Source organism: Rhodococcus sp. NPDC127527 (genome assembly GCF_042672245.1).
In the GTDB taxonomy this organism is placed as follows: Bacteria; Actinomycetota; Actinomycetes; order Mycobacteriales; family Mycobacteriaceae; genus Rhodococcus_G.
The window spans coordinates 18762-38098 of record NZ_JBHXVP010000019.1 but is presented as its reverse complement, the minus strand read 5'-3'; the positions used below and the strand labels follow the sequence as shown (position 1 = coordinate 38098).

General features: G+C 67.7%; 17 protein-coding genes. 4 read left to right on the top strand and 13 right to left on the bottom strand.

What is annotated here, in order from left to right:
- Positions 1 to 19 precede the first annotated feature (19 nt).
- The 6 genes from ACFVH2_RS23005 to ACFVH2_RS22980 are packed head-to-tail and all read right to left on the bottom strand — an operon-like array spanning position 20 to position 5212.
- Entirely contained in the window at positions 20 to 175 is a 156-nt protein-coding gene (locus ACFVH2_RS23005) for a hypothetical protein (RefSeq protein WP_378426362.1), read from the bottom strand.
- On the bottom strand, positions 175 to 1599 hold the full coding sequence (locus ACFVH2_RS23000; RefSeq protein ID WP_378426363.1) for an aldehyde dehydrogenase family protein: 1425 nt from the start codon (positions 1597 to 1599) through the stop codon (positions 175 to 177). Before ACFVH2_RS23000 ends, ACFVH2_RS23005 begins: the two co-directional genes overlap by 1 nt.
- 29 nt (positions 1600 to 1628) lie before the next feature.
- Positions 1629 to 2777, bottom strand: coding sequence for an acyl-CoA dehydrogenase family protein (locus tag ACFVH2_RS22995; RefSeq protein WP_378426364.1), 1149 nt, complete (start codon positions 2775 to 2777; stop codon positions 1629 to 1631).
- Positions 2778 to 2805: 28 nt separating this feature from the next.
- Positions 2806 to 3612, bottom strand: a complete 807-nt coding sequence (locus tag ACFVH2_RS22990) for an SDR family NAD(P)-dependent oxidoreductase (protein ID WP_378426366.1) — start codon at positions 3610 to 3612, stop codon at positions 2806 to 2808.
- A 51-nt stretch (positions 3613 to 3663) separates the two neighbouring features.
- Complete coding sequence (locus ACFVH2_RS22985) at positions 3664 to 4413, bottom strand: SDR family NAD(P)-dependent oxidoreductase (protein ID WP_378426368.1); 750 nt, start codon at positions 4411 to 4413, stop codon at positions 3664 to 3666.
- A gap of 4 nt (positions 4414 to 4417) precedes the next feature.
- Positions 4418 to 5212: an enoyl-CoA hydratase/isomerase family protein gene (locus ACFVH2_RS22980; RefSeq protein WP_378426356.1), complete on the bottom strand. Its 795-nt coding sequence runs from the start codon at positions 5210 to 5212 to the stop codon at positions 4418 to 4420.
- Between the two features lie 727 nt (positions 5213 to 5939).
- Here ACFVH2_RS22980 and ACFVH2_RS22975 point away from each other — a divergent pair.
- Together ACFVH2_RS22975 and ACFVH2_RS22970 are read left to right on the top strand one after the other, a co-directional pair.
- Entirely contained in the window at positions 5940 to 7622 is a 1683-nt protein-coding gene (locus ACFVH2_RS22975) for a class I adenylate-forming enzyme family protein (protein WP_378426370.1), read from the top strand.
- Between the two features lie 41 nt (positions 7623 to 7663).
- Positions 7664 to 9013 (top strand): MFS transporter, encoded by a 1350-nt coding sequence (locus ACFVH2_RS22970; protein WP_378426372.1) that lies wholly within the window; start codon positions 7664 to 7666, stop codon positions 9011 to 9013.
- 81 nt (positions 9014 to 9094) lie between these two features.
- Here the strand turns inward: ACFVH2_RS22970 and ACFVH2_RS22965 are convergent, their stop codons facing one another.
- Complete coding sequence (locus tag ACFVH2_RS22965; protein ID WP_378475729.1) at positions 9095 to 9982, bottom strand: LysR family transcriptional regulator; 888 nt, start codon at positions 9980 to 9982, stop codon at positions 9095 to 9097.
- Between the two features lie 135 nt (positions 9983 to 10117).
- On the opposite strand from ACFVH2_RS22965, the gene ACFVH2_RS22960 reads away from it, so the two are divergent.
- Positions 10118 to 11032: a LysR family transcriptional regulator gene (locus ACFVH2_RS22960; protein WP_378426376.1), complete on the top strand. Its 915-nt coding sequence runs from the start codon at positions 10118 to 10120 to the stop codon at positions 11030 to 11032.
- A gap of 13 nt (positions 11033 to 11045) precedes the next feature.
- Here the strand turns inward: ACFVH2_RS22960 and ACFVH2_RS22955 are convergent, their stop codons facing one another.
- The 6 genes from ACFVH2_RS22955 to ACFVH2_RS22930 form a co-directional block, all read right to left on the bottom strand.
- On the bottom strand, positions 11046 to 12401 hold the full coding sequence (locus ACFVH2_RS22955) for an MFS transporter (protein WP_378426378.1): 1356 nt from the start codon (positions 12399 to 12401) through the stop codon (positions 11046 to 11048).
- Between the two features lie 252 nt (positions 12402 to 12653).
- Positions 12654 to 13652 (bottom strand): NAD(P)H-dependent flavin oxidoreductase, encoded by a 999-nt coding sequence (locus ACFVH2_RS22950; protein WP_378426379.1) that lies wholly within the window; start codon positions 13650 to 13652, stop codon positions 12654 to 12656.
- Between the two features lie 75 nt (positions 13653 to 13727).
- Positions 13728 to 14576, bottom strand: coding sequence for a crotonase/enoyl-CoA hydratase family protein (locus ACFVH2_RS22945; RefSeq protein WP_378426381.1), 849 nt, complete (start codon positions 14574 to 14576; stop codon positions 13728 to 13730).
- Entirely contained in the window at positions 14576 to 15781 is a 1206-nt protein-coding gene (locus tag ACFVH2_RS22940; RefSeq protein WP_378426383.1) for an acyl-CoA dehydrogenase family protein, read from the bottom strand. Before ACFVH2_RS22940 ends, ACFVH2_RS22945 begins: the two co-directional genes overlap by 1 nt.
- Positions 15778 to 16944, bottom strand: a complete 1167-nt coding sequence (locus ACFVH2_RS22935) for an acyl-CoA dehydrogenase family protein (RefSeq protein ID WP_378426384.1) — start codon at positions 16942 to 16944, stop codon at positions 15778 to 15780. Before ACFVH2_RS22935 ends, ACFVH2_RS22940 begins: the two co-directional genes overlap by 4 nt.
- Before the next feature lie 223 nt (positions 16945 to 17167).
- Entirely contained in the window at positions 17168 to 17914 is a 747-nt protein-coding gene (locus ACFVH2_RS22930; RefSeq protein WP_378426386.1) for an SDR family NAD(P)-dependent oxidoreductase, read from the bottom strand.
- Between the two features lie 228 nt (positions 17915 to 18142).
- Between ACFVH2_RS22930 and ACFVH2_RS22925 the strand changes: the two genes are divergently transcribed.
- A complete protein-coding gene (locus tag ACFVH2_RS22925; RefSeq protein WP_378426387.1) occupies positions 18143 to 19336 on the top strand; it encodes a TetR/AcrR family transcriptional regulator in 1194 nt (397 codons plus the stop codon).
- The last annotated feature ends 1 nt before the right edge of the window (position 19337 follow it).

The following is a 19337-nucleotide window of genomic DNA, read 5'->3' as shown; positions in this document are numbered from 1 at the left end:
ATATCGGAGAGATCGGGCGTCACCGGACGGCCAGTCGGCGAGCGACCGCCCTCACCCGTTTGTCGAAGGTCGAGCGGCCGACCCCGAACCGCTCGAAGACCGTCTCCTCCGGCGGACCACCGTAGGGCTGCCAGATCAGGGCCAGTCGCAGCAACTCCCGTTCGTCACGCGTCATCACCGCAGGATCGCCTTGATCTCGAGGAACTCCTCCAGGCCGTACACGCCGCCCTCACGGCCGATCCCGGACTGCTTGTAGCCGCCGAACGGCGCACGGGCGCTGGGGACAGCGCCGTTGACGAAGACCTGACCGGCTCGGAGCCGGCGCGCGACCGCCTCGGCACGCAGTGGATCACCCGACCACACCGCGGCGGCGAGCCCGTAGTCGGTGTCGTTGGCCAGTCGCACCGCCTCCTCCTCGTCCCGATATCCCATGATCACGAGCACGGGTCCGAAGATCTCCTCGCGGGCGATCGTCATGTCGGCGGTGACATCGGAGAAGACCGTCGCCCCGACGAAGTACCCGGTGCCGTGCACGACACCTCGCCCGTCGAGGGCGAGTGTGGCGCCATCCTCGAGACCGGCGTCGATGTGGCGCAGTACCGAATCCCGTTGGGCAGCACTGACCAGCGGTCCCAACACCGTGTCCGGGTCGGCGGGGTCACCCGTCGGATGGCTGCGAGCCTGCGCGACCGCGATGCGGGCGGCAGCCTCGATCATCGCCTCCGGCACCAGCATTCGGGTCAGCGCCGAGCAGGTCTGGCCCGAGTTGCGCAGGCACCTGGCCACCCCGAACGGCACCGCACGCTCCAGGTCGGCGTCGTCGAGGATCACGAAGGCCGACTTGCCGCCGAGCTCGAGCGCCACCTTCTTGACCGTGCCCGCCGCCGTCACCGCAACCCGCTTGCCCGCCGTCGTCGAGCCTGTGAAGGAGATCATATCGATCTCGGGGTGGCCCGAGATCGCCTCTCCGACAACCGGACCGAGTCCGCTGACGAGGTTGACGACGCCTGGCGGCACACCGACCTCGTGCAGGATCTCGACGAAGGCGCACACCGCCAGCGGCGCAACCTCGGACGGCTTGATCACGACCGTGCAGCCGGCCGCGAGCGCGGCACCGATCTTGAGTACGACCTGGTGCAGCGGATAGTTCCACGGGGTGATCGCACCGACCACCCCGATCGGTTCCTTCACGATCGACATGGCGTCGACCGTGCCCTCGTCGAAGGGGTAGGTCTGCGCCAACTCGGCGAATGCCGCCAGGTGCGCGAGCGGCATGCCGATCTGGATCTCGTCGGCCGCATCGACCGGCATGCCCATCTCACGGGACACCAGTTCCGCGAACTCGCGGCGACGGGACAGCAGCACGTCGTGCGCCGCCCACAGGTACCGACCCCGCTCGGCGCCGCTACGCGCCGACCAGTACGGGAACGCCGATCGGGCCGCGGCCGCGGCCCGATCGACGTCGTCGGCGGTACCCGCGGCGACCACCGCGATGGCCTCCTCGGTGGCCGGGTCGACGACCTCGATCCGGCCGGTGCCGGTGGAGTCGACCCAGGCACCGTCGACATAGATCGCGGCGCGATCCATCACCTCGCTCATCGCAACACCCGGGTCCGCCGACTTCTCACCTACAGGCCCATCGACTTGGCGATGATGGTCTTCATGACCTCGGTCGTGCCGCCGACGATCCGGGAGATCCGGGTGTCCGCGTAGAGCCTGGCGATCGGGTACTCGAGGACGTAACCGTAACCGCCGTGCAGCTGCAGGCACTTGTCGATCACCCGGCCCGCCATCTCGGTGCAGAACACCTTGGCCATCGCGGCATCCGCGGGCGTCAGCTCTCCGGCGTCCTCGAGCTCGATCGCGTGGTCGACGAGCGCCTGGGCCGCGGCCTGTTCGGTCGCGCACTCCGCGAGCACGAACTTGGTGTTCTGGAAGCTGGCGACCGTTTTGCCGAAGATCTCCCGGTCCCGCACGTACTCCTTGGCGAAGTTGATCGCGGCGGCCGCCTGGGCACAGGTCTGCACGGCGAGCCCGAGACGCTCGCGCGGGAGGTTTCGGCCGAGGTACGAGAACGCCTGGCCCTCTTCGCCGAGCAGGTTCTCGGCCGGGATCTTCACGTCGACGAACGAGATCTCGCAGGTGTCGCTGGTCTTGAGCCCGATCTTCTCCAGGCGCCGGTGCACCTGGAAGCCCGGGGTGTCGGTGTCCATCACCAGCAGGGTCAGGCCCGTGCGGCGGTTCTCGGCGCTCGGCGGGGCGGTGCGGCACACCACGATCATGCGGGTGGCGACCGACGCGTTGGAGATGAACGTCTTGGCGCCGTTGAGCACGAAGTGGTCACCCTCGCGCCGCGCCGAGGTCTTGATGCCCGCGAGGTCCGATCCCGCCCCGGGCTCGGTCATCGCGATGGCGAGCTGCTCGCCGGCGGCGATGCTGGGCAACCAGCGCTGCTTCTGCTCCTCGGTCGCCAGGTCGAGGATGTACGGCAGGATGATGCCGCTGGACATGTTCCAGTTGCCGAAGTTCACCCCGGCCGCGAACACCTCCTCGGTGATGATCGCGTTGTACCGGTAGCTGACGTCGCCGGCGCCGCCGTACTCCTCCGGGATGTCGAATCCGGCGATCCCGAGTTCACCCCACTTGTGGTGGAACTCGCGCGGCACGCAGCCCTGCTTCTCCCAGTCGGCGAAGACCGGGCTGACCTCTCGGGCGATGAACTCCCGGATGGTCTTCCGGAAGGCCTCGTGGTCCTCGTTGTAGATCGTGCGCTTCATGATGGCTCCTCGTGGTTGATGTCGCGGATCAGTTGCGGCCGGCGTCGCACGCCAGGCACTGACCGCTGATGTAGTCGGATTCCGGGGTGCACAGCAGGTACACCGCGCCGGCGGCTTCCCTTGCGGTGCCCGCCCGCCCCAGTGGAATGGTCTTCACGAGTGCTTCCGCTCTGCCCTCGCGCAACCCGACCGATACCCGGCGCCCGCCGATATCGATGAGCGGCGACTCGCCCACCGCCTCGGGCTCGGTCAGTCGGGTCGAGATCCATCCGAAGGCAACCGCATTCACGTTGACGCGGTAGCGACCCCACTCCCTCGCGAGGGCCCGCGTCAATCCGATGACGCCCGCCTTCGCCGAGCTGTAATTGGCCTGGCCTTCGATGCCGACCAGGCCCGCGTTCGACGAGATGTTGACCACCTTGCGGTGGTACTCGACCGCGTTGTTCCGGAAGACGGGCTGCGCCGCGCGCAAGATCCGGAACGGCGCCCGGAGGTTCACATCGAGGATGGCGTCCCATTGCTCGTCGCCCATGTCCTCGATGGGGTCGTTCCAGTAGTAGCCGGCGTTGTTGACGACGATGTCCAGCCCGCGGTACGCCTCGAGCGCGGTGTCGACGAAGCGCTGGGCGAAATCGTTCTCGGTGACGCTGCCGATGCAGGCCACCGCCTCGCCGCCGATCGCCCGGATCGCTGCCACGGTGTCCTCGGCCGGGCCGGCATCGAGATCGTTCACCACGACCCGGGCGCCGTCGGCGGCCAGCTTCAGCGCGATCTCACGCCCGATCCCGCGCCCCGAACCGGAGACGATCGCGGTCCGGTTGTCCAGTTTGCCCATGGGGGGTACTCCTTCTCGGTGAAATGGCAACGGGATTCGGTGGTCCGCTGGTCAGCGGGCCAGGAACCCGCCGTCGACGTGGATCTCGGTCCCGGTCACGAACGAGGAGTCGTCGCTCGCGAGGAACGCGACCACCGAGGCGATCTCGTCCGGTTCACCGAGGCGACCCATCGGGGTGCTCGCAACGAGCGCCGAGAGCACCTCCTCGCTCTTGGCCAGCACCGGCTCGGTGCCGATATATCCCGGGTGGACCGAGTTGACGCGCACACCCTGTGTCGCCCAGCGGATTGCGGTGTTCTTCGTCATCTGACCGACGGCACCCTTGGCCGCGTGATAACTGATCGAGCGGCCGGTGGTTCCGGTGACGCCGCAGATCGAGCTGATGTTGATCACCGATCCGTGACCCGACGCCTTCAGCGCGGCGGCGGCGGACTTCAGTCCGAGGAAGACACTGGTCTGGGAGACGGCGATGACCTTCTCGTACTCCTTGATCGTGATCTCCTCGATGCCGGCGAAGTTGCCGATGCCGGCATTGTTGACCAGGATTCCGAGACCGCCGAATTCCGTTTCCGCCGTGCCGATCACGTGCTGCCAGGCATCCGGATCGGTGACATCGTGAGCGAGAGCGACGGCCCGTCCGCCGGTGGCGGTGATCTCGTCGGCGACCTTGCGCGCCTCCGGTTCTCGCACGTCGGTGACGACCACGTGCGCACCCTCGCGGGCGAGACGCTTCGCCATGGCACTGCCGAGTCCGCCGGCGGCGCCGGTCACCAGGCCGACGCGACCCGTGAGCCTGCCCACGCCGCTAGCTCGCCTTCGCGGTCTTGCGCTCGAGGAACGCGGCGATCGGCGCGACGTGGTCGTTCGACGCGAAGCACTCCTTCTCCATCATCAGACTCGGATCCAGAACCAGGTTCGCGTTGTCCCGCAGGATGCTGTTCAGCACCGCCTTCGTACCCCGGATCGCCCGCTGCGAGCCACCGGCCAACCGAGCCGCGAACTCCTGTGCAGCAGCAAGCAACTCGCCATCCGCCACGACCTCGTTCACCAACCCGAGCCGCTCCGCCTTCACCGCCGACATCGCATCACCCGTCATCAGATACTGCTTCGCCCGGTTGATCCCGACCAACCACGGCCAGATCACGATGCCACCGTCACCCGCACCCACACCCACCCGCACATGCGGATCCGCGAACTTCGCACTCTCACCGGCGAACACGACATCGCACAGCAACGCCAACGTCGCACCCAGACCCATCGCCGGACCGTTGACCGCCGAGACGATCGGCTGCGGCAACTCCAGCAGATCCATCACGATCTTGCGGGCCTCGACAAACGTGTTGTCCAGCCTCTCGCCCGAACCCGTCGCAATGTTCGACAGGTCACCACCACCCGAGAACGCCTTGCCCGCACCCGTGACGACCACCGCCCGGGTCTCCCGATCCGCACGGATATCGGCGAACACCCGCGACAACTCCGAGTGCAACTGCCGATTGACCGCGTTGTACACCTCCGGCCGGTTCAACCGCACCGTGAGCACCCCATCGGTGCGCTCGAACGCCAGGTGCTCGTAATTCTTGTAGACCTCGGACAGGCTCATCATTCTCCCAACTGATCATCGAGTTCACAGGCGACGGGCACGGGCAGACCCGATACCCACCCACACACGCAGCCGCAACCCACGCATGCCGTGCCGCCACCCGGGCGACACCGCCGCAAGAGAACGTCACGTATGGCAAGTCGCGATTTATTTACTACGCGATATTCGCAGATCATGTCAAGGTTCTGAGCGAACACAGAAGTGGTCTCTCGTTCATCTCCAAGAGACTCGACCCGAGCCCGGCGGCGCTTCCGCCCTCCGCGCCGGCCTTCGAACGCACATCAGCCCCGCACCTCGTGGCGCAGCCCCACATCGAACCCAAATATGAGCTTGGCGAAATTTACTTACGGGTTGGGCAAGTGCCGCACACGTCGGTCGCGCACCCCTCCACCGCCCCGCCCCAACCTCCCGACCGCACCCGAAGCAGGCCAAGATCCGCCGCCGATGTAGCGCCCAACCTGCACTTTCCTCGACAACCGGTCATGCGGACCCCGAAACCTCGACCCCTGCCGCGGCAGCCGATTCTCGAAATCTCAAGAAAGTACGTGAATGGGTCTTCAGTTTTCGCGCGAGTGGCCGTATCTTTGGCCTACCGCACAGCGGTGTTACCCCGATCACATCGAACCGCGGGCGCCTCGAGGCGCCACCCACATCCCCCAACCATGCCGGGAGCCCCGGGCGCCCGGTTGAACGAGGAGGACCGATGCCAGTTCCGGACCGTTCGGAAATGGACTCTTCCCAGTACCTGCCACAGCATCTGGACTACCCCCGGATCGGCTTCGACTCGATCCTCGAGTTCGCCGCGCGCGCCTACGCCGATCGCACCGCGCTGCGTGACGGCGACCTCACGCTCTCCTTCGCCGACCTGCACGACCACGCCCGGCGACTCGCCGGCGGGCTGCGCGAGCAGGGGGTGCGCCCGGGCGATCTCGTCGCCCTGCACATGCCGAACTCACTGTGGTTCCCGGTCGCCTACTTCGGCGTGCTGTGTGCCGGCGCGACGGCGTGCCCGGTCAATCCGGCGCAGCCCGGAGACGCGCTGCGCCGCCAGCTCGAGCATTTCGGCGCCACCGCAGTGATCACCCATCCGAGTTGTGTCGGTGTCGTGGCGGCCCACCGCCCGCCGAGCCTGCGGATGGTCACCACCATCCCTCCCACGGCCGCCGCACCCGATCCCGAATCGGGTCGGGGTACGGCGGAGACGGTCTCCTGGTCCGAGCTGCTGTCGGCGGATCCGCTGCACGGCGCCCCTGTCGACCCCGGGTCGGTCGCGCACCTGCAGTTGACCGGCGGCACGACGGGCCAGTCCAAGGGCGTTCGGGTGCTGCACCGCAATCTGGTGAGCAATGTCCTGCAGAGCGCGCTGCGGCGCGCCAGCGTGATCCCCGCCCGCGACGCCAGTGGGGAATTCACACTCGAACAGGTACCCGATGTCCGGCACGAGCGCACCGAACTGCTCGGCCACGGCGCGTCCGCCCAGGTGGCGCCCTACTTCCACGGCCTGGGCCTGGTCGGGCAGTGCAGCAACACCCTGCTCGGCATCACGACCGTCGTCGAGGGCCGGTTCTCCCCGGAGCGCTACCTCGCGGACATCGAACGCTACGGGGTGACACGACTCGGCGGCTCCGCCGCGTTTTACCACGCGCTCCTCGAATGCCCGACGGTCACCGAACGGGACCTGTCCTCCGTCATCTCGATCGCCTGCGGCGGCGCGCCGATCGACACCGGCACGATGGACCGACTCCGCACGGCGTTCCCGTCCGCCGAGGTGATCCAGGTGTACGGATTGAGCGAGGCCACCTGCACCGTCACCATGCAACCTCCGGCTGCCCTGTCGGCGTCACCCGCGGACAGCGCGGGCGTCCCGGTGTCCGACACCGAGATCGAGCTGCGCGACGAGAGCGGAATCCCGTTGTCCCGCACCGGAGATGTCGGCGAAATCTGTGTCCGCGGCCCACAGGTCACCGACGGCTACCACCGCGATGCGGAGAAGACCGGCGAACAGTTCGCCGACGGCTGGCTGCGAACCGGCGACCTGGGTCGGTTCGACGAGCAGGGCAATCTCTTCATCGTCGGCCGTGCCAAGGACATGATCATCTACAAGGGCTACAACGTCTATCCGGCTCATCTGGAGCAGGTTCTGGGCGGGCACCCGGCGGTCGCACGCTCCGCCGTGGTCGGCGTGCCGCGTGCCGGCCTGGACGAGATCCCGGTCGCCTTCGTCGTGGTGCACCCGAAGTCGCGGTCCGGCACCGAGCTCGCGACGGAACTCCTGCATCACGTCGGTGACCGTGTCGCGCCCTATCAACGCATCCGCGAGGTCCATTTCGTCGACGACCTGCCGCTGTCGCCGACCGGCAAGGTCCTCAAGTCCGCGCTCCGGGACTCGCTCACCGGCAGCAGTTCCTGATCGTGTCCACACACATCCTTACCCCGTCAGAAAGGCACCCGATGTCCGTCGCAACCACTCCACCAGAGGCGCCCACGGGCACCCGGCGGTCGGTCCCGAAGTCCCGCACAGCGTGGATGATCGTGGGGCTGCTCTTCCTCTTCACATTCATGAACTTCGCCGACAAGGCGGTGGTGGGGCTGGCCGGGGTCGAGATGATCAAGGATCTCGGGCTCACGAAGGAACAGTTCGGCATCGTCCAGAGCAGCTTCTTCTGGATGTACGCGGTCGGCGCCATCGTGGGTGGCCTACTCGTCGGCCGGATCCCGGCGCGCTGGCTGCTGGCCGGCACCGCGTCGCTGTGGGTGATCGCGCTGATCCCGATGATCTGGAGCAGCAGTTTCACCGTTCTCGTCGCCACCCGAGTGCTGCTCGGATTCGCCGAGGGACCCACCGCGGCAATGGCTCTCGCGGTCGCGCACAGCTGGTTCACCGCCGACAAGCGGGCACTGCCGAGTTCGATCATCACCGCGGGCACCTCCGCGGGACCGCTCGTCGCGGCACCGGTGATCACCGCCCTGGTGCTCCATCACTCATGGCACGCGGCCTTCGCGGTCACCGCCGCGGCCGGAGTTTGCTGGGTGGTCCTGTGGCTGATGCTGGGCAAGGAGGGCAAGGAGGAAGCGGGCGATCCCCACGCCGGTCAGGCGTCGATGACCGATTCCGTTCTCCCCGAACACGTCCCCTACCGGCGGCTGCTGCTGTCGGGCACCGTTGTCGGCACCTGTGTGCTGTTCTTCGTCACCTACAGCAACTCCGCGGTGAAGATCAGTTGGCTGCCGCTGTACCTGCGCGAGGGCCTCGGCTACGACGCGACCACCGCGGCAAAGCTGATCACGCTGCCGTACCTGACGACCGGGATCATGATGGTCCTCGCCGGACTGGCCTCGCGCATGATGACCAAGCGGGGTCTGAGCAACCGCGTCGCCCGCGGCGGCTTCGCCTCCGGGCTCATCGTCGTCGGCGGCCTGAGCACGATCGCATTCTCGATGATCGACCGCGGACCGTTGCAGATCGTGCTGATCTCGGTGGGCGCGTCGCTGGTCGCCGCCTCGAACGGGGTCGCGTGGGCGGCGGTGTCGGACGTGGTACCCGCCAAGCAGCGCGGAACGGTGTTCGCGTGCATCATTGCGGCGTACAGCCTGGGCGGGATCGTCGCACCGCTCATCCTGGGCAAGCTGGTCGACAACGCCGGTGAATCGCCGCTGGAGGGCTACTCGCGCGGCTTCCTCGGCCTGGGCATCATGCTGATCGTCGGGGCGATCATCGCGTTCCTCCTCATCAACCCCGACAAGGAGGTCAAGCGCCTGGCCGCCAAGGCCTCTCGGGACAACGCCGACGTCACCGCCTGATCCCGGCGGACCTCGGCCAACACAGATCCACGCCCGCGGTCAGACCGGCTCGATGCCGGCCTGACCGCGGGCGCACAACGACTACGGCTGCGCAGCGCACCGACGCGCGATCATCATGAAGGCCTGCGACGCCGCGTCGAGGCTGTCCTTCCTGTGCACGAAGCCGAACTCCTGGACCATCGGAGGATCGATCCGGCACAGGTGCGCTCCGAGCTCGACCGCCTCCCGGGCCTGCGCGGGCGGCAGAATCGCGGCGCCTGCACCGTTGGCCACCAGGCGCGGATGGACGGGCAACATCCCGATTTCGACGGCTACCCGCACGTCCACACCCGCGGCCCGGCAGGCGTCCTCGAGCAGGTCCCGAACAACGTCCCCGAGCGGTCCCGCCACCAGGTCGATCTCCTCGAGTCCCGCCAACGGGACACAGTCGCGGCCGTACAGCGGGCTCCCGGGTGGCACCGCAAGTGCCAACATGTGCTGTCCCAACGGGAGGGCCTGCGTCCCGCTGGCGACCCGAACGGGCAAGGAACACAATGCGATCTCGCACGTCGCACGTTTGACCAGTTCGGTGGCCTCGTCGGAGTCCGACGCTCGCAGCACATTGATCCACACCCCAGGGTGCAGGTCGCGGAAGACGCGGATGAAGTCGGCCAGCGGTTCGACGGCGAGGTCGCTGGTCACAGCGATGTCGAGCCGCCCTTCCTCCAACTGCTGGACGCGCCGTACCGCATCCGAGGTCTCCAGAACTCCGCTGAGAACCTGCCGGGCGGGACCGACCAGAGCCCTACCGGCGGGGGACAATTCGAGCCCGCGGCCAAGTCGATGGAAGAGTTCGACGTCCAGTTCGCGCTCGAGTGCCCGTATCGCCTGCGACAACGACGGCTGGGCGACGTAGAGCGCCTCCCCTGCTCGGGTCATGCCACCGTGATCCACTACGCTGAGGAAATAGCGCAGCTGTCGGGCATCCATACCCCGACGATATAGCAGGCGCACCGAAGAAGCCCGCCCCTGACTCATCCGACGAGCCCCGCTCCCGATGATCATCGGAGCAGGCAGAATTACAGTGGATCCAGGTCCGAAGTCGCCGGGTGCTCGGGAGGCGCGATGGAGTTCAGACAGCTGGCCCAGTTCCTCTCGGTCGTCGAGCACGGCGGACTCGTGCGCGCCGCTGCCGCACTCCACATTTCGCAGCCGTCGCTGTCGCAAACCATCCGCGGCCTCGAGCGCGAGCTCAAGACCCCGTTGTTCCACCGGGTGGGTCACGGGGTGGTCCTGACTGCGGCCGGCGAGGCACTCGTCGGCCCCGCGCGCCAGTTGATCCGGGACGTGGCGACGGCGCGCGCATCGGTCGCGGAGGTCGCGGGCATCCGCACCGGACGCCTGGACATCGCCGCGATGGGCAGCCCGCTCGACTTCATCGTTCCCGCGGTGGGCGAGTTCCGCCGTCGCTACCCCGATGTCTTCATCGGCATCGAGACACCGGCGATGGAATCCGACATCCTGCGCCAGGTACGAGAAGGCCGGAGCGAGTTGGGATTTCTCCCGTTCCAAGACGAGGAGGACATCCGCAGGGAGGCGGTTCGAGGACGGCTCGAGCTCGTCCGTCTCGGCGTCGAGCGGATGAAGCTGGTCATGCCCCCCGGAATCGGCACCACCCTGTCCGACCCACTCCCGATCGCGCAGCTACCCGACCTTCCGATCACGGCGGCTCCCCTCGGCGCGCACGGCAGGGATGCGGTCGAGAAGGCCCTTCGCCGCGCCGGAATGCATACCCGCCTGGGCGTAGTCACGGCGCACAGATCGACGCACTGCTCACTCGTCCTGCGGGGCATAGGCATGGCGTTCAGCCCGGAGGGGCAGGTGGACCACGCGGTCCGCACCGGTGCGGTCGTACGGGATCTCGACCCACCCATCCTGCTGCCCTACGGCCTGGTGCGCCGGTCCGGTCACCTGTCGCCGTCGGCCGCCGCGTTTCTCGACATGGCGGTCGAGCACCTCCGCGACCGCAGCAGCGACTGACGTCGGGGCATGCTCAGGAGGCGCTCCGGGCGGCGTCCGAGTCGGTGTCCGCGGTGCGCGCCACGATCGACGCGAGGTCACGTTCGGGACGGATCGTCACGAACGCGATCACCGCGCACACGATGAGCAACGAACCGAGCCAGAGGAATCCACGCGAGTAGCCCTCGAGCGGTGCGGCGGCGGCGTTGCCGACGAGCTTGCCCAGCACGAGCGGTCCGATGATGCCGCCCACGCTGTAGACCGCGACGATGTACCCGAAAACCGGTCCGCGCTGCGAGTGGGGCACCAGGTCGGACACCGCGGTCCAGGCGACGCCGTTGGCGGCCGCGACGAAGGACGCCCCGACCGAGACCAGCACGATCTGGAGTACGCCGCGGTCGAGCGTCGAGAACCAGATCGTGCTCAGCCCCCCGACAGCGACGAGCGCGGCGGCGAATCCGCCCCGGGCGATACGGTTGCTCACCCCACGGCGGGTCATCATGCGCGATGCCGTGCCCGCCACCACCATCATCACCGCCGCGGCCAGGTAGGGCAGGGTGATGAGGTTGCCCGCGGTCGTGGCGCTGTACCCCAGACCTTCTCGCAGGTACAGGGGCAGCCAGCTGACCTTCACGGCCGCGTTGGTGTAGGTGGCGAAGAACAGCACACACGTACCGAGCACCGTGCCCGTGGTCAACAGCCGGCGGTACGGCAGCCGGACCGCTCCGGCCTCGTCGGCACCCGCCGAACGGCGATCGGAGTGCGCGTCCCCCTCCGAGCCCTCACGGCCGAAGATCAGCCAGAGCACCACCCACACCGCGCCCGCGATCGCGGTGACGGCGAACGCCATGTGCCACGAGTGATTGACGATGAGGGCGGTGATCACCGGTGCCGCGACGAGTGGGCCGACACTGGTGCCCGCCACGATGATGGAGCTGGGCAGCGCGCGCTTGTTCTCCGGGAACCAACTGTGCGTCACCGACATCGCCATGGCGGCCGACGGCCCCTCGGCGAAGCCGAGGACGATCCGGGTCACGACGAGGACCGTGAAGCTCGTGCTCCAGATCATGGGGACGATGGCGAGCACCCAGATCGTGGCGGTGGCCGCCAACAGCCAGCGCGCCGGGATCCTGCCGATGAGCAGTCCTCCCAGGATCGAGCCGACGGCGAACAGCCAGAAGAAGCTGCTCTGCACGAGCCCGAACTGTTGCTTCGTGATCCCGAGATCTTTGATCATTTCGATGCCTGCCAGGCCCACGACGGCCTTGTCGGCGAAGTTGAAGAACAGGAACAGGAAGATCAGCGCGACTACCAGCCAGGCGCGACGTCCAACCTTTACGAGGTCGGACGTCGCCGGTGGCGCCGTCTCGGATGATTGATCGAGCGACATGGAGCCTCCGAGAGAGGTGATACGGATCGAGTGCGGACACTTTTCGGGACGGCCGCGACTCAACCCGACTCGCCCAGCGCACGGTCGGCGAGACCGTGTCCGAGTCCACCTGCCGACGGGCTGCGACCGAAACCGGCAACCCGAACGAGTATCGGCATGCAGATCGATTCCAATGATGGACTCACGCTGCAATGATACACCATTAAGTAAATAGCAACTTGCCTTGGATCGAACGAGACAGGCTGACGCCGATCATGAGTCGGCGTGTGCACCGACCGGGTCGGCGCACAGTCGAGTCAGTCGATCCCGGACGAGGTCCTCCGCGTCGCGAACGATCCGGGCGACCATCTCCGCAACCGTGGGAATGTCGTGGATCAGCCCCTGAGACAGGCCGCTCGCCCAGATACCGAGGTCGAGGTCGCCCTCCTCGTGTACCCGCCTTCCCCGAGCCCCCGCAACGAGGTCCCGTACGTCGGCGAACTCCCCTCCCGCAGAGAGGATCTGCACCACCTCACGGCTGACCGCATTGCTTGCCACCCGGGAGGTGTTGCGCAGCGGCCGGAAGATCAGCTCGGTGTCGAGCTCCGTGGCGTCGACCACCCGTTGCTTGACCCGATCGTGCACCGGCGACTCGACTGTGCACATGAAACGGGTACCCATGTTGATGCCGTCCGCGCCCAGGGCGAGCGCGGCAACGAGCCCACGGCCGTCCGCGAACCCGCCCGACGCAATGAAGGGGATCCGCAGCGCTCGTGCGGCGGCCGGAATCAGGATCAGGCCCGGAACGTCGTCCTCGCCGGGATGGCCCGCGCACTCGAATCCGTCGATACTCAGGGCGTCGACACCCAATGCCTCCGCCTTGAGAGCGTGTCGCACACTCGTGCACTTGTGCAGCACCTTCACCCCGGCCGCCTTGAACGCCGGCATGTGCTCGACGGGGTTGTTGCCCGCCGTCTCCACGATGCGCACTCCGGATTCGATGATCGCGTCGCGGTACTCCGCATACGGAGGTGGGGTGATCGCCGGCAGGATCGTGAGATTGACGCCGAAGGGGCGATCCGTCATCTCGCGGCAACGCGCGATTTCCGCGGCGAGCGCCTCGGGGGTCGGCTGGGTCAAGGCCGTGAGGAACCCCAGCGCACCGGCGTTCGCGGTGGCGGCCACGAGCTCGGCTCGCCCCACCCACTGCATCCCGCCCTGCACGATCGGGTGTTCGATTCCGAAGAGTTCGGTGAATCTAGTGCGCAGCATGACTATTCCCGCTCTCTGTGATGGTCCGGGTACCGCTGGTGCGACGGTTCCGGTCGGCGTTGTCGGCGACCCGACTCACCAGAACTCCGGCTGGTGCCAGCCCGGGAAGATGGCGGGCAGGTCGGATCCCACGGTCCGCACGAACTTCGCCGGCCGCTTGTCCATGAAGGACGTGATGCCCTCGTGCGCGTCGCTACTTCCGCCCTGCACCGCCATGCCACGCGATTCGGCGATGTGTGCCTCCATCGGATGCGCGGCCCCGAGCATCCGCCAGATCAGCTGTCGCGTCAGCGCGACCGACACCGGGGCTGTGTTGTCGATGATCTCGGCAGCGATCGCGCGCGCCTCGTCGAGGAGTCGATCCTTCGGGTGGACCGCCGAGACCAGGCCGGCCTCCAGCGCCTCCGCCGCCGAGAACATCCGCCCGGTGTACAACCACTCGAGCGAACGCTGCACCCCGACCATCCGCGGCAGGAACCAACTCGAACAGCTCTCCGGGACCACACCACGGCGGGTGAACGGCATCGCGAAGCGCGCGTCCTCGGACGCCAGTCGAATGTCCATCGGCAGCGTCAGCGTGGTGCCGACGCCCACCGCGGGGCCGTTGATCGCGGCGATCACGGGCTTCGTGGAGTCAAAGATCCGCAGGGTCGCCATGCCGCCGCCGTCGCGCGGGACCTCGTCCCCGTAATCGCCGTAGTCGAATCGCGCACCTCCGCCGGACAGATCGGCGCCGGCGCAGAACGCGCGGCCCGAGCCGGTGACGATGACGGCCTTGACGTCGTCGTCGGCGTCCGTCGCGTCGAACGCCGCGATGATCTCGGCGCTCATCTGCCGGGTGAAGGCGTTGAGCTTGTCGGGTCGGTGCAGGGTGATCACGGCGATGCCGTCCGCGATCTCGAGGTGAATCGTGTCGAAGTCCATCAGAGTTTCCGTTCTGTCTCGGTGGCCGCAGCAGGGCCGCAGCCGTCGGCCCTCGTTGCCGTATCGCGGACGTGTCGCCCCAGGTTGCGCTCGTGAATTTGCGATGCCCCCTCGTAGATCCGGAGGGCCCGGACGTCGCGCCACATCCGCGGAACCGGGCTGTCTCCGACGATCCCCTCGCCGCCGAGGATCTGCACCGCCCGGTCGGCCACCCGGCTCGCCATCTCCGTGCAGTAGTACTTGGCGGCCGCGATGCGATGCCGGGGAATCGACTGCCCGTGAAATGCACGGGCACAGTCGAGTACGAGCGCTCGGCCGGCCTCCAGCTCTGCGTAGCTCGATCCGAGCATCGCCTCGATGCTGCCGAATTCGCCGATGGGGCGGCCGAACTGGGTTCGGGTGGCGGCATGGCGTGCAGCCTCGTCCAGGATCCGGGTCGCCTGCCCGACCGCCGTCGCGGCGACGTGGATCCGCGCATGGTTGATTCCGCGCATCGCCAACCGAAGGCCCGTCCCCTCGAGCCCGCCGACCAACGCGGTCGCCGGCACGACGACCTGGTCGAACCGTAGCTCGGCGACCGGCGCCTCGGCGTGCCCGTTCATCCGCTCGGGCAGGCTCGCGCTGACTCCGGGCGTGTCGGTCGGTACCAGGAAGGCGGACACGCCCGAAGCGCCTGCACCTCCGGTGCGGGCGAAGACCACGAGTAGGTCCGCCCACGCGCCGTTGGTGATGTACCGCTTGGCGCCGGTGATGACATAGTTGTCGCCGTCGCGCACGGCGGTCGTTCGCACCGCGCCTGCGTCCGAGCCCGCGTCCTGCTCGGTGAGCGCGAACGCGGTGACGCACTCCCCTCGCGCCATCGGCGCCAGATGGCGTTCACGCTGGGCATCGCTGCCGTGGTCGAGCAGGATCTGCGACGACAGCCCGATGGTGGTCGAGAACCGCGAGCGGTACACGCAGGACGCCCGGGTGAACTCGAACGTGAGCAGCACCTGCTGCTCGACCGACCATTCCAGGCCCGCCCAGCGTCTGGGCAAGGTGATCCCGAACAGCCCGAGCGACGCCATCTTCTCGACGAGGTCCGGCGGCACCTCGCCCTTGGACACCATCTCCGGCTCGCGGGCGATCAGTTCCTCGTCGGTGAACCGGCGGATCCGGTCGAGGTATTCGTCGAAGGCCAGCTCGTAGACGGGTGCCGTGATCATGCCAGCTCGCCCATCACGACGTGCCCGCGAAGGAGGTTCCGTGCGATGGTCTTCCGCTGGATCTCGTCCGTCCCGTCGTAGATCCTGGCCAGACGCAGCTCCCGGTACCACCGTTCGATCGGCAACTCGCGGGTGTAGCCCATGCCGCCGTGAATCTGCAGGACGCGGTCGACGACCTCGTTCGCGACGGTGGCGCCGTAGAGCTTGGCCTGCGAATTCTCGTGCCGCGCATCCCTGCCCTGATCGCCGACCCATGCCGCACGGAGCGTCAGCAGGCGGGCCGCATCGACCTCCACCGCGGAGTCGGCAAGCATCCACTGGATCGCCTGCCGGTCCCCGATCGGCTTTCCGAAGGTCTGCCGCGTGTTGGCGTAGTCCACGCCCATCTGGATCAACCGATCGCAGGCGCCGATCGCCCGCGCCGGCACACCCCACCGGGCCTTTCCGATCCATTCCATCGCCAGGCCGAAGCCGAATCCCGTTTCACCGAGCACATTTTCGGCCGGCACCCGGACGTTCTCGAACACCAGCGAGGCCGGTCCCCACTCGCCCATGGTGTGGATCGGCTCGGACTTCCACCCCATGTCCCGGTCGACCAGGAAGCAGGTGATGCCACCGTTGGCACCCCGATCCCGGTCCGTCACCGCGAAGACCATCGCAAAGTCGGCCTCGTTGCCCTGCGTGATGAACACCTTCTCGCCGTTGATCACCCAGTCGTCGCCGTCCCGCCGCGCCGACGTGCGGATCGCAGTCGCGTCCGACCCCGCTCCCGGCTCGGTTAGCGCGAAGCACGAGATCCGATCGCCTTCGATTGTGGGTAGCAGGTACTGCGCGCGCTGATCGTCGTTGCATCCGTACAGGATGTTGTCGGCACTGCCGCCGAACCTGAATCGGATGAAGGTGCGCCCGAGTTCCATCTCGATCAGCGCTGCCATCAACGCGCTCAGGCCCATTCCGCCGAGCTCCTCCGGCGTCTGCACGCCCCAGAACCCGGCCTCCCTGGCCTTGAGTTGCAAGGCCCGGATGGTCTCGGGCTCGACACCGACGCGGCCCGCGCGTTCGTTGCGCAGCGTCTCCTCCTCCAGCGGCCTGAGCTCACGGTCGACGAAGGTGCGCACCCACATCTGGATGTCGCGCTCTTCGACAGTCAACGAGAAGTCCATGCTTCGTTCTCCCAACGATCCGGTGGTGCTCTGTGTGAATGCGGCGACGCGGCGATCCGACCGGTCCGGCTGCGAGCGCTCGCCGCAGATGCACGCGAGTGCAGAGAATTTGCCTCCCTGTGATCACACCGCGGACGGTCGGGGCGAACAAGAACGTCTCAGTGATGTTGTGGATAGGCTGGACCGATCGGTGTGATCCACATCGCTTCCGGGGAAACGACTTTCACAACGGCCTGCGCGCAAGGCTGAAGGTCTGCCCCGTCGGCCCCTGTACGGGCCTGCCGGCCAGCCAGACGATCAACTCGGCAACCTCGTCCGGATGCTTCACCCGCTCGGCCTTCGACAGCGCAGGGACCTCACCGAGGCGAAAGTCGTCCCGGGTCAGGTCGGTCGCGACCGGACCCGGCACGATCTCGTTGACATCGATGCCGTGCCGCCACACCTCCTGCGCGAGGACCCGCACCAGGTGTGCGACACCGGCTTTCGCTGCGGCGTACGCCGACCCGCCGGGGCCGGGGGCGTGGCCGGTACCCGAGCCGACGACGATGATCTTGCCCATTCCCTGTGCGGACATCGGCGGTATCGCCGCCTGAGCACAATGGAAGACGCTGGTCAGATTCAGGGCGATGGTCCGCTCCCATTCGTCCCGTGGGCTGTCCACCAGACGCCCCGAGGTCAGGCCACCGCCTGCGTTGCACAGCAGCACGTGCAGGCCGCCGAGCTCGTCGACGGTGCGCGCGACCATCGCTGCCACCTGGTCCGCGTCGGTGACGTCCGCCGATATCGCGATCGCCCGACCCCCCTCGTCCAGGATCTCCTGGACGACGGATTCGACCTGGTCGGCTGTGCGGGCGGCCACCGCGACCGCGGCACCGGCACGTGCGAGCGCGAGCGCCGCGGAACGCCCGATTCCGCGGCCCCCACCGGTCACCAGACAGGTGAGTCCCTCCAACGACGGTGTCATCGTCATGCATCCCTCCTCGATTTCGGCGCGGGGTACCTGCGCCGAGGTCGACGCAACCGCGTTCGGGCCCGACTGTCCAAGAGCGAATGGCGCCACGCTCCATAGGCAACGCCCATCGATCACCTACGAGGGCCCATGCGGCTTCCTCATCGCGCGGGCGATGTCCACTAGCATTGAGCGGTTCGATCACACAGGGACCACGTGCGCACGCTCGCGCAACCGAAGGAGACGACCGTGGCGCGCAGGCCCCGGGACCGCAGGCAACAGATAGTCACCGCCGCCAGCGAACTCTTCCGTGACCGGGGCTACCACAACGTGTCCGTCGCCGACGTGGCGTCCGAGGTGGGCATCACCGCGTCCGCCCTGTACCGGCACTTTCGGAGCAAGAACGACCTGCTCGAGAGCACGGTGCGGATGGGCCTGGACTCCCTCGAGCAGACGGTGGCCTCGGCAGGCGACATCGATGCCCTGATCTCGGAGATGTCCGAGTCCGTCTCGGCCCGCCGGGGGCTGGCGACCCTCTGGCAGCGAGAGGCGCGGCATCTGAACGCCGTGCAGCGTCAGGAGTTTCGACATCAACTCAATACGATCACCGCGCAGGTCGCCGATCTGATCCGGACGAACCGCCCGGAATTGACCGAGCCGGACGGCGAACTTCTCGCCTTCTCGGTTCTCGCCGTGTTCGGCAGCGTGGCGGGACACAAGATCGCCCTCCCCCGTCGTCGCTTGGAGGCGACGCTGGCGCGACTGGCCGAACATGTCGCCCGGTGCCCGCTCGGCGTCACCCAGCCGTCACGGTCCGTCGCGAACGCGGGCGTCACTGTCCACGCTTCTCGTCGCGAGCAGTTGTTGCGCGAGGCGACCCGATTGTTCGACGAACGTGGATTCCAGTCCGTCAACATCGAGGACATCGGCGAGGCCGCCGGCACCACCGGACCGAACGTCTACAACCATTTCGAGGCCAAGAACGACCTGCTCGTCACCGCGGTCACGCGCGGTCTCGATCGACGCGACACCGACGCGAGGGCCGCGCTCGACCGGGCCGCGGGCCACCGCGAGGCACTCGACCTGCTGCTCGAATCCCAGATCACCTTCGCCCTCGAGGACGGCCACCGCATCGGCCTGATGACGAGTGAGCTCGACCAGTTGCCGGAGGGCGTTCGGAGAACGTGCGCGCAGCGGGATCGCGACTACCTGGACCTGTGGGTCGGCGTGCTCGCCGGCCTGCGGCCCGACATCGACGGTGCCGAGGCGAAGATCGCCGTCAGCGCCGCCCTCAACGTCATCGCGAACGCCGCGCGCACCGGGCGCCTCCGCCGCCGGGCAGATCTGTCCGATCGTCTGGCCGAGATCGGTACCGCTCTGCTGACGGTCTCGGACCGTGCGCGTACCGTCGGCGCCGCCGAACCGAGCGTGGCGCCGCACTGAC